Source organism: Hongsoonwoonella zoysiae (genome assembly GCF_013266695.1).
GTDB lineage: Bacteria > Pseudomonadota > Alphaproteobacteria > Rhizobiales > Stappiaceae > Hongsoonwoonella > Hongsoonwoonella zoysiae.
In genome coordinates, this window is record NZ_JABRXF010000001.1 from 135656 (window position 1) to 161785 (window position 26130).

Consider the following 26130-nt stretch of genomic DNA (forward strand, 5'->3'; position numbering starts at 1 on the left):
CCGTCCGGCTAACGGCCGGTTAGTCCCGAAAGGAACCTCCTCGGCCCGCTCGACGGCGCAAGCGCCTTACCCTCGCGGGCGTTCGCCCCTCGCATCGATTCGCTGGATCGATGCGTCCGGCTTCGCCGGACCGGGGCTCACTCATCCATCTTCAGGGCCTTGATGAAGGCTTCCTGCGGGATCTCCACCTTGCCGAACTGGCGCATGCGCTTCTTGCCTTCCTTCTGCTTTTCCAGAAGCTTGCGCTTGCGCGTCGCATCGCCGCCGTAGCACTTGGCCGTCACGTCCTTCCTGAGGGCCGCGATCGTCTCGCGCGCGATCACCTTGGCCCCTATCGCCGCCTGGATCGGGATCTTGAACATGTGCCGGGGTATCAGGTCCTTCAGCTTCTCGCACATCGCCCGCCCGCGCCGCTCGGCCTGCGTGCGGTGAACGAGGACGGAGAGCGCATCCACCGGCTCGCCGTTGACGAGGATCGACATCTTCACGAGGTCGCCCTCGCGATAATCGGTCAGGTGATAGTCGAAGGAGGCATAGCCCTTGGAGATCGATTTCAGCCGGTCGTAAAAATCGAAGACGACCTCGTTAAGCGGCAGGTCGTAGGTCACCATGGCGCGTGAGCCGACGTAGTTGAGGTCGGCCTGAATGCCGCGCCGCTCCTGGCAGAGCGTCAGGATCGCACCCAGATATTCGTCCGGCGTCAGAATGGTTGCGCGGATCCACGGCTCCTCGATGGATGAGATCTTCACCACGTCCGGCATGTCGGCCGGATTGTGAAGCTCCTTCACGCTGCCGTCGGTCAGGTTCATCCGGTAGACCACCGAAGGGGCCGTGGCGATGAGATCGAGGTTGAACTCGCGCTCCAGCCGCTCCTGGATGATTTCCAGATGCAGCAGGCCCAGGAAACCGCACCGGAAGCCGAAACCGAGGGCCGCCGATGTCTCCATTTCGAAGGAGAAGGATGCATCGTTCAGCCGAAGCTTGCCCATCGCCGAACGAAGGTCTTCAAAATCGTTGGCATCGACTGGAAAGAGACCGCAGAAGACAACCGGCTGCGCCGGCTTGAAGCCCGGCAGGGCTTGCGCGCAAGGTTTCCTGTCGTCGGTAATCGTGTCGCCCACGCGAGTGTCGGCAACTTCCTTGATCGACGCCGTGAGGACGCCGATTTCGCCGGGACCGAGTTCGTCGACCGCCAGGAACTTCGGCGTCATGACGCCGACGCGGTCGATCTCATAGACCGCACCGGTGCCGAGCATCTTGACCTTCTGACCCTTCTTCAGGTGCCCGTCGATCACGCGGATGAGCACCATGACGCCGAGGTACGGGTCGTACCAGCTGTCGACGAGCAGCGCCTTCAGCGGTGCTTGCATATCGCCCTTGGGCGCCGGCAGCCGCTGGACGATCGCCTCCAGCACGTCCTCGATGCCGAGACCCGTCTTGGCGGAGATCATCACCGCGTCTGAAGCGTCAAGTCCGATCACATCCTCGATCTGCTCCTTGATGCGTTCCGGCTCCGCTGCCGGCAGATCGATCTTGTTTAGGACGGGTACGATCTCATGATCGTTGTCGATCGCCTGATAGACGTTGGCGAGCGTCTGTGCCTCCACCCCTTGCGAGGCATCAACGACGAGAAGCGAGCCTTCGCATGCCGCGAGCGACCGAGAAACCTCATAGGCGAAGTCGACGTGGCCCGGCGTGTCGATCAGGTTCAGCTTGTACTGCTTGCCGTCGCGCGCGTTGTAGATCAGGCGCACGGTCTGCGCCTTGATGGTGATTCCGCGCTCGCGCTCGATGTCCATTGAATCGAGCACCTGTTCCTTCATTTCGCGCTCGGTCAGCGTACCGGTGTTCTGGATCAACCGGTCGGCAAGCGTCGACTTGCCATGGTCGATGTGCGCCACGATGGAGAAATTGCGGATGTTGGAAATCGTCTCGGTGGTCATGGGCGCCCGTTTACCATCGGCGGCGCGGGACGCAAAGAGGTATCGCGCGTCTTATAGCGGAAAGATGAGACCGGGAATCCGGCAGATCGCGCAAATGCTTCACTCCGCTCCCGAAAGATTCTGGCGGCACAGGATTTGGGCCGCCGCGGCAAATCGACTTACTCTGATGACCCGCAATCTCGCGCAGCGGAGGATCGAGCGATGATCATCAGGATATTCCGCGTCACCGTACACGACGGGAAACGTGCCGAGTTCGAGGATTTTTTCCGCAATACCGCCATCCCTCTCGTCAGAAGCCAGCCGGGGATCATTTCCGTGGCAGCAGGCGTCCCGCGTCCGGAATCGCCCAACGAATTCTGCATGATCATGGTCTGGAAGGATGTGGACTCACTGAAGGCATTCGCCGGCGAGGACTGGCGCGAACCCCACATTCACCCGGATGAAGCCGCGCTCGTGCACGACCGTTCGCTGCATCATTACGAACTGGCCGAAGCTTGAACCCGGCTCCCCCGGCGACCTCCGGGCGCAGACGTCCGGACGTAGCTAGCGCCATGCCCTTATCCGGGTCAACGCGTAAAGGACAGGCGCATACCGGAAATCGTTCTCTCAAGATATGCCATGAGCGTATGTGCGAAGATAAGAAGCCCGGCGATCTCCATCGTCTCTTCCACCGTCGTCATCGTGACGTAGATCGCGTCGACCCGCCCATTGACGGCGTCGTGGTAATAGCCCCCGATCAGTTCCATGCCCAGCGCGCCGGACACATAGACCAGACCCGCTATAATCATGCCGTTCCTGAGCGTTCGCTCCTGCCTGAACACGAAGCGGCAATAGGCGAGCGCAAAAACGATCAGCAGCGCACCGTAGGGAACCACCCATGCGAAGTGAAGCACGCCCCAGGTGCCAAGCGCGGCACGGACGGGCGAAATCAGCATTTCATGGAGACGCAACGCCTCGTCGGCCGCCAGAAACAGGAATATGGTGGCAAGTCCGAACCAGAATTTCCTGTCGCCTCTCACGCGGGCATGCATTTCGCCGCCGACGCACCATGCAAGCACGCCGCAGACAGACAGGAGGAATGACGAAAACAGGGTCGGGACATTATTTTCATCGTCCATGTTGAACAGATGAACAAGCCCGGACTGCGGCGAGCGCAACCCGAAATGCACCGCGAGCTGAAAGCCCGTGTGGGCGACGACGAGGCCAGCGGTCGCCAGCGCCAATATCCTGAATATCGATCCTACGCGCAAGTTAATCCCGAGCAAGCTGTCCTGCGCGGGCAACTTAGCGCCACTAGCTTCGACCTCGCGCTTGCAAGGGCCGCCATCGGCTTCGACGGTTGACATGACACGTCCCGTTCCGTTCCGCATTGCGAAATGCAATGTCTTTGATTTGTAACGCCGTTATCAAACGATCTTTGTTGCTTGTTATCGAATTCTTAACTTTACAGTTTAGATGGAAAATCGTCTCAACTTTTAATAAATAAAGTTAACATCCACAATCGGCCGGATTTTTATGCCGATGAATGCCGACCTCCGGAAAGCCAAATGAGAAGAGGCCCGGCGGGAACCGCATATTCACTCCGATGAGGCTGCGCTTGTATGCGATAGGCCCCTGCATCATGACGAGTTGGGAGGAGGGATGAGCTCTATTCCGCCAGCAGAACCTGCGTGCAGGCGTTCGGCAGCGCGGCCATTCGCATCGGCGGTTTCTTCTTCGGCGGCGGGGCGCCCTTCTTCGGCACCCACGGTTCGTCGGAAAGCCACCAAGCAAGGGCAGAACCGCAGCCATCGCCCGGCGGCGGGGCTTTCTGATCCTTGCAGCCGGCGCTTCCCGGCGGGCAGGAAAGCCGGACGTGAAAGTGGTAATGGTGCCCCCACCACGGCCTGATCTTGCGCAGCCACGCGCGGTTTCCGGTCTCGAACTTGCAGAGCGCCTGCTTGATACCCGGATGGACAAAGATTCGGGCAACGCGCCTGTCCTGGGCGGCCCGGCGGATTAGACGGGCGTGATCGTCCGTCCACTTGGCGTAATCGACGCCGCGGTCGGCACCTTTGAGTTCCGAGTTCATCTTCAGCATGGAGATAGGTGTCACGTTCTCCCGCTCCTGAACGCTAAGGCGGCGGCTCGGCATCTCCTTCAGCCAGATATCGGCATCGAGCCCGATCTGGTGGCTCGAGTGGCCCGATGTCATCGGCCCGCCGCGCGGCTGCGCCATATCGCCCACCATCAGGCCGTTCCAGCCGAGCTTCGGCGCGTCGCCGGCCAAGTCTTCAAGATAGTCGATCAGTACGGGATGCCCCCAGTTGCGGTTGCGCGAAAGGCGGATCACCTGCCAGCCCGGCCCGTCGGGCGCAAGCGCCTTGCCACCCGCAAGACACCCCTTGGCATAGGACCCGATGGGCAAGGGGCGCATGGGCGCGGGAGCATCCATCTTGCCGAAGAGGTCCTTGGCGACCGCATTGCGGCTGACGTTCCGCAGCACCACGGACCCCTTTTTGGCGCTCCATCCCTCTCGAGGTTCCGGCGCGGGCCTTGGCAGGGCTGCCGGCGCGGCGCTTGCAGCAGAAACGGCCGCCACATCCGGCTTCGCCTCGGGCAAGGGCGCTGCCGAAACAGCAATGGGAGAGAGGCAGAACGCCAGAAGCAACATTCCCCTTCCGACAATCTTTTGCATGGCCCGCCTCCTGATCCCGCCCCGGAATATCCTTGAGAATCTTGCCGAGATTGGCGTTTAGAACGTGTTAAGAATAAAGGTTGCCGGCCGTCAATCCTCACGCTCCTGCAGGCGGTCGGCGATCTCGTCGAGCAGCAGCGTGTTGTCGCGAATAACGCGATCGGCGATGCCGTTAAGCTCGATGATATTGCCAGGCCGGGTATTGTCCATGCCGCCCGCCTCCTTCGGCACCACTCCGTCGAGGCGAATATATTCCGCCGCCTCCATCTCCGAGAAGAGCCATTTGGCCTGATAATCGGCCGTCGTCGCCTGTCCATGCGTCAGGATAGAGAACAGCGGCAGGTCGTTCTTCGGCGACAGCCAGCCGAGTACGCCCCAGCCCGATGCCTCGCGGAATGAATATCCGCGCTCGATCTTGCGGCCGGTCCCCAGCGACAGGATGACGATATCTTCCGCCGCCCAGCCAAGCTTGCGCGCCTCGATATAGGCGGCAATGACGGGGTTGTTCATGAATACGCCGCCGTCGATCATCACCTGTTCTTCGTTGGTGGTGAGATTTTCCACCCTTGCCGGCTCGAAATAGGTGGGGGCTGCGGTCGTCGCCCGCACCGCCTGCCAGAAATAGTAATCATCCTCGGCCTCGCCCTTCCGGGTGCGCCCGTTCGTCATGAACACCGCCTCGCGGGCGGAAATGTCATAGGCCGTAAGGACCACATGGGTCAGCGCGGAAGCCAGCGAGGTCCAGCCGAGGCGCTCCTTCAGCACCCGCTCCAGCGGGCGCTCGTCATATTTCTCGTCGAACAGCCCCAAGGGGTTGGCAAGCAGCTTTTCAAGGAACCCGCGCGGCTTGAAGACCTCTCGCGCCTCGACCTCGTAGAAGCGCCGCAACTCGGCGATCGTTGCCGCCGGCGCGCCGGAAAGGTCGTCCGGCTTGGGCGCCGCCAGTCCCGCCGCGATGATGCCTCCGGTGGAAGTCGCGGCGATCAGGTCGAAGTAGCGGTGAAGGGGTGCGGATTTCCCTCGCGCGGCAAGCCTGCTTTCCAGGCTTTCCAGGATACGCAAGGGAATGAGCCCCCGGACCCCGCCCCCGTCAATCGTCAAAATGAAATGCTTTCTTGCGGTCATGCGGCTACCGTTTTTGTCGTTTCATCAATGAGTTCAATGCGAACACGCTTCAGCGTCGTCACAAATTGCGACAACGCCGTGGCCGTAATGGCACGAAAACAGCATCGCCAATTTCCGGTGGGAAAGGCAATCAACCTTCCGTAGCGGTCAGATTTTCCACTGCCCGGATGAGGCGAAGGATGTCTTCTTCGCGCGAAAGCCTATGGTCGCCGTCCTTGACAAGGGTGAGCACCACATCGTCACGCGCCAGCGCTTCCGCGAGGCGAAGGGCATGGCGCCATGGCACGTCTTCATCGCGCTGGCCCTGGAGGATTGTAACGGGGCATCCCGTTTCGATATCGGTATCCAGGATAAGGTTGTTTCGTCCGTCCTCGATCAGGTCGCGCGTGATGATATAGGGATCGTCGGAATATTCGGATGGCCGCTCGAAGCGCCCCTCCTCCATGATCTCGCGTTTCACCTCCTCGCTGAACTCATGCTTCCACATAAGCTCTTCGGTGAAATCGGGCGCGGGCGCGATCAGCACCATGCCGGCGATACGGCTGTTCTTTCCGCCGACGGCCTTCAAGTGCGCGACCGCAAGAAGCAGCGCGATCCAGCCGCCCATGGACGAACCGATGACGATCGTCGGCTCCTTGCAGTAGCGGTCGAATACGGCAAGCGCTTCTTCGCTCCAGCGAGAGATGGTGCCGTCCGTGAACGCGCCTTTCGATACCCCGTGGCCGGAATAGTCGAAGCGGGTTGATGGTCTGCCCTGCGATTTCGCCCATTCGTCAAGGCGCTCGGCCTTCGTGCCCGCCATGTCGGACTTGAAACCGGAAAGCCAGAAGATGCCGGGCGAATTTCCCTTGCCGTCGTCGCGCAGCACCGCGATCTCGCGCGCGCCCTCGCCTTCGCCAACGGTGATATATTGCGGTTCCTGCGCGTTCATCTACCGGCCTCCCTCAGCTTTATTGCCTTGATGTGGCATAGCAAACGGGCGATGAGAAGGCCAAACACGCATACCCTGAAAAAGGACCTTGCCTTGGCGAGCCACACCATCCTGCAGATCATCCCGGAACTGGAGACCGGTGGTGCGGAACGAACCGCAATCGACATCGCAGCCGCCTTGGCCGCGCGCGGCGACCGGGCGATCGTGCTTTCGCAAGCTGGAGGTCTCGTGGCCGAACTTGAAGCGGCGGGCGGCGAGCACGTCGCATTTCCGGCAAAGACGAAGAATCCGCTTGCGCTTGCCAAAAACGCTTTTCGCCTGGCGTCGTTGATCCGTCGTGAAAATGTCGATCTCATCCACGCCCGCTCGCGCGCGCCCGCCTGGTCCGCGCTTTTGGCGGCAAGGATGACGGGCATTCCCTTCGTGACCACCTACCACGGGCTTTACGGCCAGAAATCGCAGGCGAAAGGCCTTTACAATTCCGTGATGGCGCGCGGCGATATCGTCATCGCCAATTCCCGCTATACAGCGGAGATCATCGCCCGCCGGCACCCCTTTGCAGCCGGCCGGATTGAAGTCGTCCACCGGGGGGCCGACCTTGAAGCGTTTTCAAACAGCGCCGACAACGAGACACGGGGCAAAAAGCTTCTCGCCGCCTGGGGGGTGAAGGAGAATTCCCGAATTATCCTGAACGTCGCCCGGCTGACCTGGTGGAAGGGGCATCGGGTGCTGATCGATGCGCTTTCCGACCTTGCCCGGGAGGGGGTGGGCGATTGGGTGGCAGTTCTGGTCGGCGGCGACCAGGGACGCGAGGCCTATCGCCGCGAGCTTGAGGAGCGGATCCAGGACGCCGGGCTTGAAGGGCGGGTGAAGCTCGTCGGACATTGCGCCGACATCCCGGCGGCCCACGCGGTCGCCGATGTCGCGGTAATCGCCTCCATAGAGCCGGAAGCTTTCGGCCGGGCGGCGGTGGAGGCACAGGCCTCCGGCGTGCCGGTAATTGCGACGGATCTGGGTGCGGCGCCCGAAACCGTGCTCGCCCCGCCGGAAGTGGCGGAAGAAGAGCGGACCGGATACCGTGTTCCACCGGGCGATTCCGCAAAACTTGCCGAGACGCTGCGAAAACTGCTCGATCTCGCGCCGGACGACCGGGAAGAGCTCACCCGCCGCGCGGCAAGCCATGTAAGGGCCAATTTTTCGAGGCAGGCGATGTGCCGATCGACGCTCGCCCTCTACGACAGGCTTCTTGGATAAGCCCTTTGAACATTTTTAACGCGCGGGTTCCTGCGAATCAGGTTGACTTTGCGGCGCAATCACTGGATTTTCATTCAGTCGGCGTCCGGACCAAGCGGGGCGCTATTCGTGTTAGGCCCGCGATTTGGTCCAGCAGAAAGGCCTGAGCCGCTTCCAGGCGTGCGTTGCCACGGTTGGGCGGAACGGGTGGGGTGTCGGCAGCCGGACTTGAAGATTCAACGTTAGAGGAGATAGCGACCATTCGCCGTCCATTTCGTGCTCCGCCTCCGACCAAGGAAGGCCCGCGCACCAATCAAGAGATCCGCGTTCGCGAAGTCCAGTTGATCGACCATGAAGGCGAAAACCGCGGCATCGTGCCGACGGAAGAAGCCCTTGGCATTGCCAGTGAAGCTGGTCTGGACCTTGTCGAGATAGCACCCAATTCCGTTCCGCCAGTCTGCAAGATTCTGGATTACGGCCGATACAAGTATCAGGCCCAGAAGAAGGCTGCGGAAGCGCGCAAGAAGCAGAAGACCGTCGAGATCAAGGAAATCAAAATGCGTCCGAACATCGACACCCATGATTATGAGGTGAAGATGCGGAACATGAAGCGTTTCTTCGACGACGGCGACAAGGTGAAGGTGACCTTGCGGTTTCGCGGCCGCGAGATGGCCCACCAGGACCTTGGCATGGCGCTTTTGAACAAGGTGCGGGAAGAGACGGCGGAAATCGCGAAGGTCGAATCCCACCCGAAGCTGGAAGGCCGGCAGATGATCATGGTGCTCGCGCCCCTTGGGCGCTGAGCCGGCAACTTCCTTCACCGGTTATCAAGGGCGCTCCGTTCGGGGCGCCCTTTTTGATTTCCGCTATCGCGCAGTCCGATCGATGGGCTTGGCGCTTGCATTCGCCCGGTTCGGCCAGTATAAGCCCCCGGTCCCGAGTCGTCCGGCTGTGCGGGCGCGTTCGCTTATGGCGAACGTCTTTCCGCGAAACGGGCATGCCGAGGCGACTCACGAGACGCTCCAAGACAAACGGCTGATAGTCCAGCCGACAAGAAAGGATGCAAAATGCCCAAGCTGAAGACGAAATCCGGAGCCAAGAAGCGCTTCAAGATGACCGCGACCGGCAAGGTCAAGGTTGCCCAGGCGGGCAAGCGCCACGGCATGATCAAGCGCACGACGAAGTTCATTCGTGACGCGCGCGGCACGACGGTTCTGAGCGAACAGGACGCTCGTATCGTCAGGAAATTCATGCCCTACGCCTGATTACGGCAGCTGAAGACCTCAAGGAGAATTTGAAATGTCGCGTGTCAAAAGGGGTGTGACCGCTCACGCCCGCCACAAGAAGGTTCTGAAGGCCGCCAAGGGCTACTATGGCCGGCGCAAGAACACCATCCGCGTTGCCAAGCAGGCCGTTGAGAAGGCCGGACAATACGCCTATCGCGACCGCAAGGCCCGCAAGCGCAATTTCCGTTCGCTCTGGATCCAGCGCATCAACGCCGCGGTCCGCGAGCACGGCCTGACCTACGGCCGCTTCATCGATGGCCTCAACAAGGCCGGCGTCGAGGTGGACCGCAAGGTTCTTTCCGACATCGCCATCCATCAGCCGGAAGCCTTCAAGGCGCTGGTCGACAAGGCGAGCGGTGCGCTGAGCGCTTAAGCGTCAGCCCATCGCCGAAAATTCCGAAAGGCGCGTCCGGCCACCGGGCGCGCCTTTTTCGTTATTGCCACAAGCTCGATGGGGCGAAGCCGAATTCCGGTTTATGCTCTCAATTGGTACGAACGATCCTCCACAAGAAGGATTGCACCGGATGGAGCGTCGCCTGGCAGCGATCCTGAGTGCCGATCTCGCCGGCTACAGCCGCCTGATAGCCGAGGACGAGACAGGCACGCTTTTCCGCCTGAGGAAGCTTCGGCAAGGCTTTCTGGAACCCCTTATCGCACGCCATGGCGGGCGGATCGTCAAACTCATGGGCGATGGCCTGCTGCTCGAATTTTCAAGCATCATCGAAGCCGTCCAATGTGCCATCGAATGGCATGAAGTGGTGGCGAATTTCATTGCCGAGCAGGATGGCGCAAATGATCTCGCCTATCGGATCGGCGTGAATATCGGTGACATCGTAATCGAGGACGGAGACATATACGGCGATGGCGTGAATATCGCCGCACGCATGGAAAAGCTGGCGGAGCCTGGCGGAACCTGCCTTCCGGGCGATGTCTATCGCCAGATCAAAGGAAAGATAGACGCCACTTTCGACGATCTGGGCGAACACACGGTCAAGAACATCGCCGAACCCCTCCATATCTATGCGCTTCATCCGGCGCATGGCGAGCAGCCGGCAAAGCCATTGCAAAGGCAGAAATTCGACCGGCCTTCCATCGCGGTTCTTCCGCTGGACAACCTGTCGAGCGATCCCGAGCAGGACTATTTCGCCGATGGTGTCACCGAAGACATTATCACCAACCTGTCCAGATTCAGGGAACTTGTCGTCATCGGACAGAGCTCCTCATTCCGTTACAAGAAGACGCGGGATAGCTTTCGCCAGATCGCCACCGCTTTAGGTGTGCAATATCTTCTGATCGGAAGTTTGCGGCGGGCAGGACAGCGCCTGCGCGTTACCGTGCAGCTTGTGGACACCCGATCCGGCGGTCATATCTGGGCCGAACGGTATGACCGCGAATTGGGCGACCTGTTCGCCCTGCAGGACGAAATCACCGAGGCCATCGTTCAAACGCTCGTGGGCCGGCTGAGAACCGCAAGCGTCAGGGATACGGCCCACAAGCCGGCGCAGAGCCTTGACGCCTACGACTATGTGCTCAAGGCACGTGCTATTATCCACGACAGCCGCGAAAACATGCTGAAATCCCGGGCGCTCTACGAGAAGGCCATTGAGCTCGATCCGATTTGCGCCCATGCCTTCGCGGGCCTTTCCGCGACCTATTCCTTCGAATGGACGAGCGGCTGGTCAAAATCCTTTACCGACAGCCTCGACAAGGCGATCGAACTTTGCAGGCGGGCGGCCGCCCTCGACGATCAGGACAGCGAAGCACAGCGCCGGCTCGGTGTCTATTACCTGTTCCGGGGCGAACGCGAAAAGGCGGAAGCCCACATCCAGCGCGCCGCTCTCCTGAACCCGAGCGACGCCGACACGATGGCCTACAAGGGACTTTACCTGATCTACGATGGCAAACCGACGGAAGGGCTCAGGGCGATCGAACGTGCAACCCGGTACAACCCGTTCCACCCGACCTGGTATTTTTGGCTTGTCAGCCTCGCCCACTACATGAACCGCGATTACGAAGAGGCGATCCAGGCCGCCAGGAAAGCTGTGCAAGCCTATCCCGATTTCGTCGCCCCCCACCGTCACCTTGCGGCATCATTCGCGCGGCTTGGGCGAAAGGAGGACGCCGAGCGAGAGAAGCAGATAATCCTGAAGCTCGATCCGGCGTTTTCCATCGCCAGGGTCGCACGCGCCTTCGCCTACAGACGGTCTGAGGATCTGGAGCATTATTGCGAAGGTCTGCGTGAAGCCGGTCTGCCTGAGTAAGATCCTTCTGCGCCAAAGTCATCCTTGAGCGGGCGGGCGAGAGCGTTTAAACCGCTGGCTGCGCCCGAAACGCCCGCCATTCCCCGGGAGACTGCCGTCCGATGAACAACCTGAAAGCCGAACTCCTGCGCGGGCTCTGGTATGTCGCCTGCCCGAGCGCCGAGGTGAAGCCCGGCAAGACGCTGGCCAAGACGCTGATGAACGAGCCGGTGCTTTTGGGCCGCGACAGCAAGGGCAAGGCCTTCGCCATCAAGGACATCTGCCCGCATCGCGGCATACCGCTGCGCTATGGCCAGTTCGACGGCGAGACGGTGCAGTGCTGTTACCACGGCTGGCGGTTCGACACCTCCGGCACATGCGTCGACATCCCTTCGACGCATGAGTACCAGACGATCGACTATTCTAAGATTTCCTGCGGCGCTTATCCCGTCGTCGAGCGCCAGGGGCTGATCTGGGTTTATTTCTCCGAATCCGGCGAGGCGCCGGAAGACGGCCGCCAGCCAGAACCGCCCCGGATGCCGGATTTTGCGGACGATGACGCGCCGAAGCTTGCCATCATGCTGCCCTTCGTCTGCTCGGTCGATCACGCCGCCCTTGGCCTGATGGACCCGACGCACGCCGCCTTCGTGCACACCTCCTGGTGGTTCAAGAAGAACGCGACGAAGCTTCGTCCGAAGGAAAAGCACTTCGCGCCGTCCGACCTCGGCTGGGCGATGGTGCGCCACAAGCTGCCGCCGCAAAACATCGCCTACAAGCTCCTTGGCGACGAGGTGACGACGGAAATCCGCTACCGGCTTCCGGGCCTGCGTATCGAGCATATCCAGGGCGGCAAGCATTCGGTCGTGGGTCTGACGACGATCACGCCTATCGATGAGGACAAGACGGAAGTGCGCCAGATGTTTTGGGCCTCCATGGGCTGGGTCGGCCCGTTCAAGCCGCTCCTGAAGCACCTGATGAAGGTCTTTCTCGATCAGGACCGCCGCGTCGTCATCCAGCAGCGCGAGGGACTCGAGTACAATCCGAAGCTCATGCTGATCAATGACGCGGACACCCAAGGCCGCTGGTGGATGCAGCTCAAGGAAGAATGGAAGAGCGCGGGCGCGGAAGCGCGCGAGTTCCGCAATCCGGTGAAGGAACGCACGCTGCGCTGGATGAGCTGACTTGCCATTCCGCTATCGATCTGCAACATTCCGCTGCCTTCAACACTTGGCTCAAGCGCGACATGACGATGGTCCACGCAAGCGACATGATGAAAATCCGCCGTCACGCGGCTGGTTGCGCTTGCGCACCTCGCATGCCTGCGCATTGCGGGCCGGCCTGCGGCCGATTTAGGCGCTGATCCCAGTCCATTCTTCTTTATCCGCGACGGGCACGGGCGTCATGCCGGCGAAGGCTGGCACTTGCGGCCAATTCTGCTAAAAGACCCGTCGATTTCCCCTTTGGCCCGTATGCATCATCCGGGCAGCTATCCGAACGAGTGGTCATGTCCGAACTGGAAAGCCTCGAATCCGAAATCATGGCGGCGATCGCCGCATCCGAAACCGAAGCCCAACTGGAAGACGTGCGCGTGTCAGCACTCGGCAAGAAGGGCAGCGTTTCGGAAAAACTGAAGACGCTCGGCAAGATGACGCCGGAAGAGCGCCAGGTCATGGGCCCGGCGATCAACGGACTGAAGGCTCGCGTCGGCGAAGCGCTTGCCGCGCGCAAGGAAGAGCTTGGCGCGAAGGCGCTTGAAGCCCGCCTGCTCGCCGAGCGCGTGGACGTCACGCTGCCGCTTCGCAATGCGCCTGCCGAGGAAGGCCGCATCCACCCGGTCAGCCAGGTGATCGACGAATTGACGGCGATCTTCGCCGACATGGGCTTTTCCATCGCCGAAGGCCCGGACATCGAGACGGATTACTTCAACTTCACCGCTCTCAACTTCCCAGAAGGCCATCCGGCACGCGAGATGCACGACACCTTCTTCTTCGACCCGAAGGAAGACGGCGAGCGCATGTTGCTTCGCACGCACACCTCGCCCGTGCAGATCCGCACGATGATCGATGGCGAACCGCCGATCCGCGTGATCATTCCGGGCCGGACCTATCGTTGCGACAGCGACCAGACGCATACGCCGATGTTCCATCAGGTGGAAGGCCTCGTCATCGACAAGGAAAGCCACATCGGCCACCTGAAATGGATCCTCGAGGAGTTCTGCAAGGCCTTCTTCGAGGTGGACGACGTGAAGATGCGCTTCCGCCCGTCCTTCTTCCCCTTCACGGAACCGTCGATGGAGGTCGACATCGGCTGCGACCGTTCTGGCGACGAGATCCGCATTGGCGAAGGCAACGACTGGCTTGAGATCCTCGGCTGCGGCATGGTGCACCCGAACGTTATCCGCAATTGCGGGCTTGATCCGGATGTCTACCAGGGCTTCGCCTGGGGCCTCGGCATCGACCGTATCGCCATGCTGAAATACGGCATGCCGGATCTGCGCGCCTTTTTCGACGCGGACGTGCGCTGGATCGACCACTATGGTTTCCGCCCGCTCGATCTGCCGACCCTCTTCGGGGGGCTCACCCGCTAATCGCCGACAACCGCTTCGGGGGTCCAATGGCTCGCATGCGTTCGCTTATTCTCGCCTGTCTGATCGCCGTGCTTCTGGCGCCGATGGCGTTCGCGCAGGCGATCGCGCCGAAGACGGAAGCCGCCCCGCGATCCTTCACTGAAGTTTGCGCGGATAAATCCGAGGAGCGGGGCCGCCTGCGCTATTGCGACGACTATTTCACGGCTGCGCTCGGCACTTCGGCGGATCCGGTGCTTTACCTGAGGGACCGCATCACCGTGCTTCGCTCCCAGCACGAGGCGAAGGCGACGGAAAGCTACGGCAGTTTCCTGACGGCGATCTATATCACCGCCTTCCTTTCCATAGCGACGATCGTGCTCGTCTTGTCGGAGCGCAAGATCAGCGGCATCTCGCGGTGGGCGATCGGCACGGCGTCGGCTGCCCTTCTGGTGATGGTCGGGGCATGGGCGGCTGGCTGGCTCGGCACCTATCGCGCCGAGCATGCGGCGCAGGTGGAACTCGGCCTTTTGCGCGATCAGATCGAGGTCGAGACCTCCCAACGCATCGCCAGCGGCGACAAGGTCACCATGGCCGAGGTCAACAAATGGACCGAGCGGTTGAACGCGATCGGCGAACGTTTCGCGCAAAGCTACAGCAGTACGGGAGCATTCCCCCGATTTCGGCGATTTACCAACGAATGAAACATCGAACGTTTCTCCCGCTTCACAAGTCGCGGTCGAGAAACGCCAGACGAAACGATCTGACGAAGAGAATGAGAAGATGAAATTCACGCTATCCTGGCTCAAGGATCACCTCGAAACGGACGCAATCCTCGACGAGATCGTCGAGAAGCTGACGCTGATCGGGCTCGAGGTGGAGGAGGTCCACAATCCGGCCGAGGCGCTGAAGCCCTTTACCATCGCCAGGGTAATCGACGCCCGCCAGCATCCGAACGCCGACCGGCTGAAGGTTCTGACCGTAGACACGGGCAAGGGCGAGGAACTGCAGATCGTCTGCGGCGCGCCGAACGCACGCGCCGGCCTCGTCGGCGTTCTCGCCCGGCCCGGCGATTATGTGCCCGGCATCGATGTGACGCTTTCCGTCGGCAAGATCCGGGATGTCGAAAGCTTCGGCATGATGTGTTCGGAGCGCGAGCTTGAGCTTTCCGACGAGCATACCGGCATCATCGATCTTCCCGAGGACGCACCCGTCGGCGTGAACTACGTCGACTGGGCGGGCCTCGACGATCCCGTCATCGAGATCGGCCTGACGCCCAACCGGCCGGATTGCGCGGGCGTGCATGGCATCGCCCGCGATCTTGCCGCGGCCGGTCTCGGCAAACTGAAGGATAACCGCCCGCCGCAGATCAGGGGCGAAGGCGCCTGTCCGGTCAACGTGCGGCTCGACTTCGGTGATACGCCCTCGCTTTGCCCGGCGTTTTCGCTTCGCCTCGTCCGCGGCGTGAAGAACGGCCCCTCGCCGAAGTGGCTGCAAAAACGGCTCATCGCCATTGGTCTGAGGCCGATCAACGCGCTGGTCGATATCACCAACTACATCACCTTCGACCGGGGTCGTCCGCTTCACGTCTTCGACGCCGCGAAGGTGAAGGGCGATCTCGTGGTCAGGCGCGGGCGCGAAGGCGAGGAGTTGCTTGCGCTCAACGGCAAGACCTACACCTTCGACGATACGATGTGCGTGATTTCCGACGACAACGGCGTGGAATCAATCGGCGGCATCATGGGCGGCGAGCACTCCGGTTGCGACGAGACGACTACCGATGTCCTCGTGGAATCGGCCCTTTGGGATGCCTACAACATCGCCCAGACGGGGCGAAAGCTCGGCGTGACATCCGATGCGCGCTACCGTTTCGAGCGCGGCGTCGACCCGAACTACTGCCTGCCGGGCCTCGATCAGGGCACGCAAATGATCGTCGAGCTTTGCGGCGGCACGCCGAGCGAGCATATTCTCGTCGGCGAAATTCCGCTTGAGGAGCGCGTGCTCGATTTCCCGCTCGCCGAAGTGGAGCGGCTTTCGGGCATCAGGCTTACGCCGGCCGAAATCAAGGGCATTCTGACTCGCCTCGGCTTCTGGGTGACCGGCAACGGCGAGACGGTGAAGGTCGCAGTGCCGAGCTGGCGCCCGGATGTGGAAGGCAAGGCCGACCTCGTGGAAGAGGTCGTGCGCATCGCCGGCATCGACCAGGTGAAATCGGCGCCGCTACCGCGCCGGGGCACAGTCGCCCGCAAGGTGCTGACAACGGGCCAGATCCGCCGCAACCAGGCGCGCCGGGCGCTGGCCGTGCGCGGCATGAAGGAGGCCGTGACCTGGTCGTTCATCTCGAAGGAACAGGCGGAAGCCTTCGGCGGCGGCGGGGCGGACCTCAAGCTTGCCAACCCGATTTCAAGCGACATGTCGGACATGCGCCCGAGCCTCATTCCGGGGCTGGCGGCAGCAAGCCAGCGCAACGCCGACCGGGGCTATGCCGATGTCGCGCTCTTCGAGGTCGGGCAGATTTTCGCCGGCGATCAGCCGGAGCATCAGGCGATGGTCGCCTCGGGCGTTCGCCGCAACACCGCTGTGATGACAGGTGCCGACCGGCACTGGTCCGGCAATGCACCGCGAGTTTCCGTTTTCGATGCGCGCGCGGATGCCGAAGCCGCCCTTGCAGCCGCCGGTGCGCCCGTCGACAAGCTGATGGTCTTCGCAGAAGCCCCTAGCTACTTCCACCCGGGACGCTCCGGTGAATTGAGGCTTGGGCCGAAGACCGTCCTTGCCCGCTTCGGCGAATTGCACCCCGGCCTTCTGGGGAGGCTCGACATCGACGGCCCGATCGCGGCTTTCGAAGTCTTCATCGACCGGATTCCCGAGCCGAAGTCGAAAGGCAGCCGCTCCAAGGGCGCACTGGCGATTTCCGAGCTAATGCCGGTCCGGCGCGACTTCGCCTTCATCGTCGATGAGGGGCTTGCCGCCGACAAGCTCATCAAGGCCGCACGCGGCGCGGAAAAGCAGCTGATCGCTGACGTATCGCTCTTCGACGTCTATCAGGGCAAGGGCATGCCCGAAGGCAAGAAGTCGCTTGCCATCGACGTAACGCTGCAACCTCGGCAGAAAACGCTGACGGACGAGGAGATCGATGCGGTCGCAGCCAGGATCGTCGCTGCAGTGGAAAAAGCGACCGGCGGCACATTGCGCGGCTAATTCCATTCTCCTGAAGTCGACGAGGGCGGTCGGGTGCTATCCTGACCGCCCTTTTTCGATTCTCTATTGCTTCAGGGGACGCCGGTTTAATGGCCAACGATTTTCCTATACCGCTCCAACGCGATGCATTGGGTGATCCCGCAATTACGGACGAACAGACCCGACGAAAGGCGCTGGATTGCATCCTGCGCTCAAACGCCACCCTCATGTCGTTTCTGGAGCAAGCCCGCGATCTTGATCTACCCGATTGGCGGCTCGTGTCAGGCGCGGTCTACCAGACGGTCTGGAATGCGCTGACGGGCCGTAGCCCAGATCACGGGATCAAGGACTTCGATCTGGTCTATTTCGATGGAACGGATCTTTCCTATGAAGCGGAAGACGAGATCATCCGCCGGGTTGAGGAAAATTTCGCGAAGTTTCCGTTCCCGGTCGAATGCCGCAATCAGGCACGCGTTCACCTGTGGTATCCCCAAAAGCACGGGATTTCCTATCCGGCGCTGTCCTGTACGGACGAAAGCCTTGCTTATTATCTTGCAAAAACACATGCGGTAGCCATCCGGCTCGAAGTCGACGGGTGGCTCGACATCGCCGCTCCATTCGGGCTTTCGGACCTTTTCGCCATGCGGATTGCCCCCAATCCGCTGCATTCCAATCCGAAATCGTTCCGGAAAAAGGCGGAAGCCGCAAAACGGCAATGGCCGGAAGTGGAGGTCGTGGAGCTGCTCTGAATGCCGGAAGGCGATCCGCTTTTACTCCGCCGCCTCCGCAGCAAACGGCTGGCGCAGCACGTCTGCCCGGATCAGCCCGCGCACTGAATTACCAAGAAAAACTTCAGCGTTCGCAAGGTCGGCCGGTGTCAGGTTCGCCTCTATTGCACGCCCCGTCTCAAGCAGAGCCGCGCGGAACGTGCCGGGCAAAAGCCCATGGCGCAGCGCGGGCGTCAAGAGCCGGCCGTCCCGCTCGATAAAGAGCGATGTGTAGCTGCCCTCCGTCAGGAAGCCCTCTTCGTTGACGAACAGAACCTCATCGACCCCCAGCTCTTCGCAGAGCGCCTTGCGCGTATCGTCGAAAAAGGCGCGCCGCGTCGTCTTGTGATAGAGGAAGGCGTCATCGGCAGAAACCGGCGTGTCGCAAATTGCAACACGCCATCCTGCAGGTGCCGAGCCGGTGAGCGCCGCATCCGTCAGCTCGAACGTCCCTTCCGCCGCGAGTTCAAGACGTACCCTGCGCTCGCCGGAAAAGCTTAACGCCCGCTCCGCAAGCGCGCCCTCGACCGTTTCAAGATCGCAGTCAAAGCCGAAATAGGCTGCACTTTCGCCCAAACGGTCCAAGTGGCGAGAGAGCAGGAAATACCCCTCCTGCGGCGTCCAGCGCAGGGTCTCGATCAGGCCGAAGGGCTTTTCCTCTTCCGTCATGAACCTGAGCTTCAGGAAACACTCGTCGTATTCAGGCGTCGCCCCGGAATCGAAAACGACGCCGGAGCCGGTCCCGGCCTCCCCCGTTCCGTCAGCACGGATCACAAGCGTGCGGATCGCGACATTGAAGCGAAAGTCGCCGCCCGGCGCCAGATAACCGATGGAGCCGGTGTAGACCCCGCGCGGGCTCGTTTCCAGGTCGCGCAGGATCGACATGGCGCTCAGCTTCGGCGCACCCGTGATCGAACCGCAGGGAAAGAGGTTTTCGACGATTTCAGGAAAGTTGACGTCGGGCCGGATGCATCCTTCCACCGTCGATGTCATCTGGAAGAGCGTGCGATAAGTCTCGATAGAGTAAAGCTCCGGCACATGGACGCTGCCGGCCTCCGTAACCCGCGAAATATCGTTGCGCATCAGGTCGACGATCATGACATTCTCGGCTTGCGACTTTGCGTCCGCCGCAAGATTACGCGCAATTCGCCTGTCCTCGCGCATCGTTCGCCCGCGTTTTGCCGTACCTTTCATCGGGCGGGTGCGCAGCGTACTCCCCTTCCGCTCGAGGAAGAGTTCCGGCGATAGCGAAAGAATGCGGCTCGCCCCCGTATCGACATAGGCTGCATGCCCCACCGGCTGACGGCGGATCAGATCGGCGAAAAGGGCCGCCGGATTGCCTTCAAGGCGGAAGCGGGCGCGCATCGTGAGATTGGCCTGATAGATATCGCCCTTGGCCAGATGCTCCTGAACCCGGCCAAATGCCGCGTCATAGGCTTGCCTGCCCGTATCGAAGGCAAGGTCGTGGATGTGCGGTGCCTCGCCCGATGGGCCGCATTCGGCAAGCCACTGGCGCGCCTCGTCCGGCGAAAGCGGGTGCGCGTCCTTGAACACGCCGAACCAGACAAGCGGAACTGAAAGGGCAATCACATCGGCGTCGGCCAACTTCGGCTCGAAGGCGTAGCCGGCCTCATAGGCAATATAGCCCGCGCAATAATCCCCTTGCGCCCGCGCCTCCTCCGCAAGGCGCAGGCTCTCGCGAACACCGGCAAGCGACGATGTCTCGATAATGGCATGAGGATTTTCGAACAGCAGCGCACCCTCGCCGCCTTTCGCGTCGAAAAGCAGTACGCTTGGATTCGCCGGGGTCGTCTCACGAGCCGTCATGGTGCCGGGCTAACGCTTTACGGGCGACATGGCAAGACGCACAAGCCGACACGCCCGGACTTGGCAAAAGGCGACAGGGGTCAATACCAGACCCCGAGGCCGCCAAGCCGGCGCCTGGGTTTTCCTGTCGCCGGCACCAGCGATTTTCCGGCAATATGCGGCCAGCCGTCGGCGTCGATCCAGGGTTCCGGCTTTTTCTTCAAGGACATGATGCGCTTCACCCGTTCGTCCGTCTTCGGATGAGAGCGCAGGATGGAGGGGTCGGGAATGCGCGCGCCCGGCATCATCGCCTCCCACATGCGTCCTTGCGCCTTTTCCAGCTTCACCAGCGCAAGCGACAAGCCTTCGGGATCGCCGGTCAGCTCCACGGCTGTCAGATCCGCATCGAACTCGCGCGTGCGCGACAAGGCAAGCTGCAGAAGCGTGCCGAGCGTGGGCGCGAGAATAAGTATGATGATACCGATCCAGGGCACTTCGTGTCCGCCCTGCACGAGCTGCGGAAGGTTGAAAAGCGCCAGAAACAGGCCGAAGAAAGACATCACGCTCGTCATGCGGCTGACAACATCGCTCAGCGCCATCACGCGGATATCCTCATGCACGATATGGGAGATCTCATGAGCCACGACCCCCGTGAACTCGCGCATTGAAAGCCCACGGATCAGCCCATCCGTCACGCAGACGACGGAATCGTCACGCCGGCCGATTGAAAACGCGTTCATCATCCTGCTGTGCACGATGAATAGTCTTGGCGATTTCTCCAGCCCCGCACGTTCGCTCAGTGCCTTGAGGATGCGGTGTCCGTCCGGAAAGACATTGGCGCCGAGGGGGCGGGCGTTATAAAGGCCCAGAACCATCTTCGGCGACAGGTGAACGGCGACATAAAGGGAAAGGCCGCCGCCGATCGCGGCCCAAAGAACCCCCTCCGGCCCTGCGATGGTGAAGGCACACAGCGCCAGCAAGCACAGGCTGCCGCCGGCAAGCGCCGCCGTGTGGAGGCGGTTCCGCCAGCGGTACTCGGCATGCACATCCGGGTTGAGGCGTATTACGGTACTCATGCCTATTGAATATAGGCACAGCCATCCCCTCACCCAATCGGCAAGACTGTCGCGGGCCGGACGAACGCTGCTTTCGGCTGTCTCAGCCGCTCGCCGAGCGGCGCTTCAGGTCAGGCGTCTTGCAGCAGTAAAGCCGCCGCCCGAGTTCCAGAACCTCCCTCACGACTGTCTTTCGCGCAGATGGCGAGAAACCGTGCGCCGTGGCGGCTGTTCCCAAGGCGCGGTCGAGCAGGCGCTCCAGCGTTTCAAGCATGGATTTTTTTTCAGGGTCGAGGCCGTTGAAATTCAGCTCGCCCGCCTCGGCAAGGGCGCTTTCCGCGCGCACGGCGCGGCGAAGCCGCTCAAGGTTCGCGTGGCCAGGCTGATCTTCCGCCTCCAGAAAACGTTTCCTCGCTTTCTGCCCTGCCTTTTTCAAACCCTTTTCGACATCTTCTAGTTCCACGAGCGAGGCGACCAGCACCACGCCATCGACTTCGCACCGGCGCAGAAGCGAAGCGATCTCTTCCAACTCCTCATCCGTATCGGTCGGGGAATGGGCATTGGTGCTGCGGCGAAATCCTTTTTCCGGCTCTTCAAGATTGGCCAGATGTTTGGACGCCGCCTTGAAGCGTGCGGCGGCAGCGGCGTGCGGCGGGCCGAGCTTCTTCTTCCAAAGCTTGAGGAGCGCTGCGGCGCGCTGCACGTCCGCCCCTGCTCTTCGCGCACGTGCGGGCAGCGCGGAGCTTTCATCCGTCAGGCTCTGCCTGGCCGCGAAAAGCCTGACGATAATCATATGCTGCAAATCGGCGCCGGCTGACCGGCCCGACTTTCGAATATCGGAAGGTTCTTCCATTGCTCGCAGCGCGCTCGGCGTCATCGGGGTCTCCCGGCACCGCCGAGCCTGGCGCAACATGGCAGCCGGCGGAACCGCCGGCTTCATATCAAGCCTGCGGGCTCACTCCAAGCCCCACCGGGCAGGAGACTCCCGTTCCGCCAAGGCCGCAATATCCGCCCGGGTGCTTGTGGAGATACTGCTGATGGTCAACCTCGGCGTAATAGAACGGTTGCCAATCCTTGATTTCCGTGGTGATTTCGCGGTTGACGCCGGCATCCTTCAGCGCCTGCTGATAGGAGGCTTTCGTCTTCAATGCGGCTTCGCGCATCTCGTCGCTGGCGTAGTAGATCGCCGAGCGGTATTGCGTGCCGATATCGTTGCCCTGGCGCATTCCTTGCGTCGGGTCATGTCCTTCCCAGAAGCGCTGCAGGATTTCCTCGCGCGAAATCTGCGAGAGATCGAAGACGACGCGCACCGTTTCCGTGTGGCCGGTTCGCCCGCTGCACACTTCCCCATAGGTCGGGTTTTTCGTGTGTCCGCCGGAATAGCCGACAGCTGTCACATAGACGCCAGGCGTCTGCCAGAACAGCCGCTCCGCTCCCCAGAAGCAACCAAGGCCCAGTTGCACCTCTTCATGCCCTTCCGGCACTGCGGCATCGATCGGCCGGCGATTCACCGTATGCAGCCCCGGCGTCATGATCGGCTGGTCGCGGCCCGGCAGCGCTTCCGATACGCTCGGCATGCTCACCTTCTTCGTCAACATGGACATGAACGACATGATGTTTTCCTCAGGTTCTGCGCGAAATACGAAAACGGACGGCCACGCCGCACTTTCCTTCGCCCACCAGCATCGACCAGGCGGAAGGGAGTGCGCCACACCATCCAGTTAGGCCCATGATATCAGACTGCAAGTCGCTGGAAAGCGGGCCGGGCCTTCACGTTCGCGACAACTGGACGGCCTGCTCGCAAGCGTTCATACGAGATTTTCTCTGCGCCGCCGGCGGTCGCCGAGCCACACCAGAAAGAATCCGAGCGCCCCGAAGCTGATCCAGACCGGCTGCTGCAGAATCCACAGGATGACCGGATCCCAAAGTGCCGGATCGGCATAACGCTGCACGGCGGCCTGAGAAAGATTGAGTGTCGCCGGCGACCATTCGTACCAGTATTGGCCAAGCGGCTTCACCATCCATTGCGCGGCGGCGATCGTGCGCGTGCCGTCCAGCACGATCGCAACAAGTGCCACGGCAATCAGCCAAAGGCCGAGAATTCTTGCGATAAACTTCAGCATATCCGACCGCCCGGCGCTCCGGCGCCCCTTGCCGCCATCGCGAGGCTGGCGAAAGACCCGTTGAATTTCCGTTTCTTAAGTAACGGCCACCACCGGCCATGGCAATCCTTCGCGCCATGTTGAAAAGCTTTGCGAAAACGACAATCACACCTTGAAGTCCGGGTTTTGGTGGGTATATTGCGCTTCTCACGAGCGGGGCTTTTGCCCGTTCTCCCGGAGAGGTGGCCGAGTGGTTTAAGGCGCACGCCTGGAACGCGTGTATACGGGAAACCGTATCGAGGGTTCGAATCCCTCTCTCTCCGCCATTAAGTCTTATATTCCAGAGACTTAACCCGCTCTCGGACCAGCCACCCTAATTCTCCCGACATTTCAGGGAGCTGCGCTCTCACGCTACGCGTAAATCGAACCTGAGAGCGCATGTCGGAGGGGGAATTCCCGAATATCCGCCAGACTTCTCTGCGGGCTCAAACAACGGTTCGGCTTCCGTCGGCCCCCTGTTGTAGTGCGCATCATCATGTGACAAATCCGGCAGAAGTTGCACGAAATAAGACGGCGTCGCCGCTCCGTCCTCGAGGCAGCGAGCTATTGACGGCGACGGCGAACGTCGAAAAGACGAGAGCTTGCGGGTTCATGCCGCAACTGTGGCTCGAGCACGCGCGGCGAAATATCCGCGAGGGCTTGCGGGCAAGCACGATACTTGGAATGTGATTTCGGTGATGTTTTGCACTATAGCGAGCGGAGGAGGATCGTGGGCCGTTAAAAATGGGAGTAGAAGCGGTTTAAAAGCCCGTATAAGGGGTGTTTTTCATCTGATTAGAAACCCGCCCTTATTTTCACGACGGTGATTTTCGCGGGGTTGTAGCCCCACCTAATCTCCCTGCGTAGATAAGGCGGGCTGCTCTGAAAAGCCTGCAAGATGAAGAAGTCCGCTATTTTGTCGCGAAGCCGACTTCTAATGCCAAACACCACGCTCCATCCGACCAGATCCATGAAGCTGAACAGGCTTACTGAGGCAAAAACGACAGTTAAGACCCAAGGCCAGTTCGAGTTCTGTTCCGTATATTCTAGGTCGTAAACTCATAAAGGGTCTTGGAGTTTCGCGCCCTGCATGATTCAAGACTTCCGAATAAGGAAGCCTTCGACGGCGACATCGTTATGATCGACTCGACCTGTGTCCGCGTTCACCAACACGCGGCCACGGGAAAAAGGGGGGACGGAGGCGATGGCGGCATGGGACTTTTCCGCGGCGGGCTTACGAGCAAAATCCACGCGCTTGTCGACGCAGGAGGTCGCCCCGTCCGCCTCCGTCTGACCGGCGGACAGATCGCTGACTGGACCGAAGCCGACGCGCTGACGGACGAACTCGCCGAGGAAGGATCCTCCTGGCCGACAAGGGCTACGACAGCAATGCAATCTGGGCCAAGGCAACCCGGCGAAAGGCCTGGGCCAACCTCCCACCGAAGACCAACCGCAAGGGCTCCTTCGTGTTCTCCCGCCGGGTCCATCGGCAGCGCAATCTCTTAGACAGGTTCATCAATAGGATCAAACAATTCCCAGGCATCGCCACGCGCTACGACAACCGCCCCGCAAACCACCTCGCAGCCGTCAAACTCGTCGCCGCGAGACACGAGGAGCGCGAGCCTGATATGAGGGCGGAAGTCCTGATCCTGCCAAGTAGTTGACGAACAAACCGCGGGGCGGGGCCACATCTGGCATCGCCCAACGCAATAGAAGTGACGGCTGACAGGCGCCTAAGCCAGATTTTCCAAGTAATTGACGGGAGCAAGGGCAGGATAGCGATTTCTGCTTGGCCACCGAACCACCCTTCGTGACCGAAACGCGTAAAGCGGCACTACATCGAACCCAGCAAAATCGCGGTCCCTTGCCCTACCCCGACACACATTGCGGCGACGGCCCAATCATCTCCGCGACTCTTCAGATCCAATGCGGCCGAACCGGTAATCCTTACTCCGGACATGCCCAGTGGGTGGCCCAGAGCTATTGCCCCGCCATTTGGATTCACGCGAGGGTCATCATCGTGAATGTCCAGGCCACGCAGCGTCGCCAAAACCTGACTTGCGAAGGCTTCGTTCACCTCGATCACGCCGACATCTTGCAGTGTGATTCCCGTTATATCCAGCAGCTTCTCGATTGCCGGAACCGGACCGTATCCCATGATCCTTGGTGCGAGCCCTGCGCTTGCCCCCATAACAACTCGCGCGATCGGCGTAAGATTATGTCTGTGCACTGCTTCTTCCGAGGCGAGGATCAAAGCTGCAGCGCCGTCATTCACGCCGGATGAATTGCCTGCGGTAACGCTGCCATCTTTACGAAAGGGAGCACGAAGAGCGTTCAATTTCTCGACGGTCGTCTCAGGGCGCGGGTGTTCGTCCTGGGTTACTTCAACTTGCTCGCCGCGGCGCCGGGTGACATTCACCGAAACGATTTCCTTTACGAAGCGGCCCGAGGCCTGTGCTTCGGCGGTCTTTCGTTGAGAATTGAACGCGAAAAGGTCCTGATCGTCTCGCGAAATACGAAAGTCTTCGGCGACGTTTTCGGCCGTCTCCGGCATGGTGTCGACGCCAAAGGTTTCAGCGATTGCGGGATTAACGAAACGCCAGCCGATTGTCGTGTCCTCGATCGCGATATTTCGCGTGAAGGCATCTGTCGCCTTGGGCACGACAAAGGGCGCGCGGGACATCGATTCCACACCACCTGCAATAACCAGTTCCTGGGCGCCGCACTGAATAGACCGAGCCGCAACAATAACAGCATCCATCCCCGACGCGCAGAGGCGGTTGACGGTAATCGCCGGAACGGTCTCGGGAAAGCCAGCGATCAACACCGCCATACGAGCAACGTTTCGGTTGTCTTCGCCTGCCTGGTTTGCACATCCGAAGATAACTTCGTCCACGGCCTCCAAATCCAGAGCTGTATTTCTCTCCGACAATGCCCGCAGTGGTACAGCGGCCAGGTCGTCCGTGCGTACAGCGGACAATGCACCGCCATATCGGCCGATCGGCGTGCGCACATAGTCGCAAATGTAGACGTCCCGCATGATTGTTCATCCATGGGTGCAGGGATGGCCGTCCGCCCTTCGATACCGCCACCGCTTCCGCTCGGGCGATACAACGACCGGGAACTCATTCAGGAAGGATCGGCATAGCGTAAAGAGGAAACGGCCGGCACACGGTCGGCGGC

Annotated in this window: 22 protein-coding genes, 1 tRNA gene and 1 pseudogene; 13 read left to right on the forward strand and 11 right to left on the reverse strand. The window is 61.0% G+C overall.

What is annotated here, in order from left to right; genetic code table 11:
- Positions 1–137: 137 nt before the first annotated feature.
- Positions 138–1943, reverse strand: a complete 1806-nt coding sequence (gene lepA / locus HPQ64_RS00635; protein ID WP_172886476.1) for a translation elongation factor 4 — start codon at positions 1941–1943, stop codon at positions 138–140.
- 201 nt (positions 1944–2144) lie between these two features.
- Between lepA and HPQ64_RS00640 the strand changes: the two genes are divergently transcribed.
- The gene (locus tag HPQ64_RS00640; protein WP_172886477.1) at positions 2145–2441 is read left to right on the forward strand and encodes an antibiotic biosynthesis monooxygenase family protein; all 297 of its coding nucleotides are present in this window, start codon (positions 2145–2147) and stop codon (positions 2439–2441) included.
- Positions 2442–2509: 68 nt separating this feature from the next.
- On the opposite strand, the gene HPQ64_RS00645 is transcribed toward HPQ64_RS00640, so the two are convergent.
- The 4 genes from HPQ64_RS00645 to HPQ64_RS00660 all read right to left on the reverse strand — a co-directional run bounded on the left by HPQ64_RS00645 (position 2510) and on the right by HPQ64_RS00660 (position 6676).
- Positions 2510–3289: a hypothetical protein gene (locus HPQ64_RS00645; RefSeq protein WP_172886478.1), complete on the reverse strand. Its 780-nt coding sequence runs from the start codon at positions 3287–3289 to the stop codon at positions 2510–2512.
- 302 nt (positions 3290–3591) lie between these two features.
- Complete coding sequence (gene mepA, locus HPQ64_RS00650) at positions 3592–4620, reverse strand: penicillin-insensitive murein endopeptidase (RefSeq protein ID WP_246270230.1); 1029 nt, start codon at positions 4618–4620, stop codon at positions 3592–3594.
- Between the two features lie 90 nt (positions 4621–4710).
- Positions 4711–5745: a patatin-like phospholipase family protein gene (locus HPQ64_RS00655; protein ID WP_172886479.1), complete on the reverse strand. Its 1035-nt coding sequence runs from the start codon at positions 5743–5745 to the stop codon at positions 4711–4713.
- A 130-nt stretch (positions 5746–5875) separates the two neighbouring features.
- On the reverse strand, positions 5876–6676 hold the full coding sequence (locus tag HPQ64_RS00660; RefSeq protein ID WP_172886480.1) for an alpha/beta hydrolase: 801 nt from the start codon (positions 6674–6676) through the stop codon (positions 5876–5878).
- A gap of 51 nt (positions 6677–6727) precedes the next feature.
- Between HPQ64_RS00660 and HPQ64_RS00665 the strand changes: the two genes are divergently transcribed.
- The 10 genes from HPQ64_RS00665 to HPQ64_RS00710 all read left to right on the forward strand — a co-directional run bounded on the left by HPQ64_RS00665 (position 6728) and on the right by HPQ64_RS00710 (position 17927).
- Positions 6728–7930: a glycosyltransferase family 4 protein gene (locus HPQ64_RS00665; protein ID WP_172886481.1), complete on the forward strand. Its 1203-nt coding sequence runs from the start codon at positions 6728–6730 to the stop codon at positions 7928–7930.
- Between the two features lie 239 nt (positions 7931–8169).
- On the forward strand, positions 8170–8712 hold the full coding sequence (gene infC, locus HPQ64_RS00670; RefSeq protein WP_172888441.1) for a translation initiation factor IF-3: 543 nt from the start codon (positions 8170–8172) through the stop codon (positions 8710–8712).
- 264 nt (positions 8713–8976) lie between these two features.
- Positions 8977–9174: a 50S ribosomal protein L35 gene (gene rpmI, locus HPQ64_RS00675; protein WP_160776698.1), complete on the forward strand. Its 198-nt coding sequence runs from the start codon at positions 8977–8979 to the stop codon at positions 9172–9174.
- Between the two features lie 34 nt (positions 9175–9208).
- Positions 9209–9568, forward strand: coding sequence for a 50S ribosomal protein L20 (gene rplT / locus HPQ64_RS00680; protein ID WP_172886482.1), 360 nt, complete (start codon positions 9209–9211; stop codon positions 9566–9568).
- Positions 9569–9719: 151 nt separating this feature from the next.
- Positions 9720–11456, forward strand: coding sequence for an adenylate/guanylate cyclase domain-containing protein (locus HPQ64_RS00685; protein ID WP_172886483.1), 1737 nt, complete (start codon positions 9720–9722; stop codon positions 11454–11456).
- A gap of 101 nt (positions 11457–11557) precedes the next feature.
- Positions 11558–12616 (forward strand): aromatic ring-hydroxylating oxygenase subunit alpha, encoded by a 1059-nt coding sequence (locus HPQ64_RS00690; RefSeq protein WP_172886484.1) that lies wholly within the window; start codon positions 11558–11560, stop codon positions 12614–12616.
- A 323-nt stretch (positions 12617–12939) separates the two neighbouring features.
- A complete protein-coding gene (gene pheS, locus HPQ64_RS00695; protein WP_172886485.1) occupies positions 12940–14022 on the forward strand; it encodes a phenylalanine--tRNA ligase subunit alpha in 1083 nt (360 codons plus the stop codon).
- Between the two features lie 26 nt (positions 14023–14048).
- Positions 14049–14702, forward strand: a complete 654-nt coding sequence (locus HPQ64_RS00700; protein WP_172886486.1) for a phenylalanyl-tRNA synthetase subunit alpha — start codon at positions 14049–14051, stop codon at positions 14700–14702.
- A gap of 79 nt (positions 14703–14781) precedes the next feature.
- Positions 14782–17199: a phenylalanine--tRNA ligase subunit beta gene (pheT, locus tag HPQ64_RS00705; RefSeq protein WP_172886487.1), complete on the forward strand. Its 2418-nt coding sequence runs from the start codon at positions 14782–14784 to the stop codon at positions 17197–17199.
- 89 nt (positions 17200–17288) lie between these two features.
- Positions 17289–17927, forward strand: coding sequence for a nucleotidyltransferase family protein (locus HPQ64_RS00710; protein ID WP_172886488.1), 639 nt, complete (start codon positions 17289–17291; stop codon positions 17925–17927).
- A gap of 21 nt (positions 17928–17948) precedes the next feature.
- Here the strand turns inward: HPQ64_RS00710 and pabB are convergent, their stop codons facing one another.
- The 5 genes from pabB to HPQ64_RS00735 form a co-directional block, all read right to left on the reverse strand.
- Positions 17949–19772: an aminodeoxychorismate synthase component I gene (gene pabB / locus HPQ64_RS00715; protein ID WP_172886489.1), complete on the reverse strand. Its 1824-nt coding sequence runs from the start codon at positions 19770–19772 to the stop codon at positions 17949–17951.
- 80 nt (positions 19773–19852) lie between these two features.
- Positions 19853–20827: a zinc metalloprotease HtpX gene (locus HPQ64_RS00720; protein ID WP_172886490.1), complete on the reverse strand. Its 975-nt coding sequence runs from the start codon at positions 20825–20827 to the stop codon at positions 19853–19855.
- An 82-nt stretch (positions 20828–20909) separates the two neighbouring features.
- Complete coding sequence (locus tag HPQ64_RS00725) at positions 20910–21683, reverse strand: hypothetical protein (protein WP_172886491.1); 774 nt, start codon at positions 21681–21683, stop codon at positions 20910–20912.
- 64 nt (positions 21684–21747) lie between these two features.
- The gene (msrA, locus tag HPQ64_RS00730; RefSeq protein WP_172888442.1) at positions 21748–22410 is read right to left on the reverse strand and encodes a peptide-methionine (S)-S-oxide reductase MsrA; all 663 of its coding nucleotides are present in this window, start codon (positions 22408–22410) and stop codon (positions 21748–21750) included.
- A 204-nt stretch (positions 22411–22614) separates the two neighbouring features.
- A complete protein-coding gene (locus HPQ64_RS00735; protein WP_172886492.1) occupies positions 22615–22929 on the reverse strand; it encodes a hypothetical protein in 315 nt (104 codons plus the stop codon).
- A gap of 215 nt (positions 22930–23144) precedes the next feature.
- On the opposite strand from HPQ64_RS00735, the gene HPQ64_RS00740 reads away from it, so the two are divergent.
- Both HPQ64_RS00740 and HPQ64_RS00745 read left to right on the forward strand, forming a co-directional pair.
- Positions 23145–23234 (forward strand) — tRNA-Ser (locus HPQ64_RS00740).
- A gap of 826 nt (positions 23235–24060) precedes the next feature.
- Positions 24061–24611 (forward strand): annotated as a pseudogene (locus HPQ64_RS00745) (IS5 family transposase); the annotation flags it as partial.
- Positions 24612–24781: 170 nt separating this feature from the next.
- On the opposite strand, the gene pcaF reads toward HPQ64_RS00745, so the two are convergent.
- Positions 24782–25987 carry a 3-oxoadipyl-CoA thiolase gene (gene pcaF, locus HPQ64_RS00750; protein ID WP_172886493.1) on the reverse strand — a complete coding sequence of 402 codons (1206 nt, stop codon included), beginning with the start codon at positions 25985–25987 and terminating at the stop codon, positions 24782–24784.
- Positions 25988–26130 lie beyond the last annotated feature (143 nt).